Origin of the sequence: Rhodovarius lipocyclicus (genome assembly GCF_009900765.1) — a bacterium.
Lineage (GTDB): Bacteria > Pseudomonadota > Alphaproteobacteria > Acetobacterales > Acetobacteraceae > Rhodovarius > Rhodovarius lipocyclicus.
This window is the reverse complement of record NZ_JAAABL010000108.1, coordinates 1-212: the sequence shown is the minus strand read 5'-3', so window position 1 is coordinate 212 and position 212 is coordinate 1. Positions and strand designations below refer to the sequence as shown.

Here is a 212-nt window from a genome sequence, read left to right as displayed (position 1 = left end):
CCACAGATCGTTGGGGGCCGCGTGCTCGAAGCGCTGGTGGGGGCGGTGAGAGGCGGCCTCGGCCGGGTCCAGCAGGCCGTGGCGTCGCAGCACCTCGGTGACGGTCGAGGGGGCGGGCACGTCCTGCAGCCCCAGGTCGTGCAGGCGGCGCGCCAGCTTGCGCCCGCCCCAGGCCGGGTGGGCCTGGCGCAGGGCGATGATCTCGGCCTCCA

The 212-nt window shown here is 76.4% G+C and carries 1 pseudogene; it reads right to left on the bottom strand.

The features are described 5' to 3' along the window. Positions 1 to 212: pseudogene (locus tag GT007_RS22125) on the bottom strand (helix-turn-helix domain-containing protein); the annotation flags it as partial.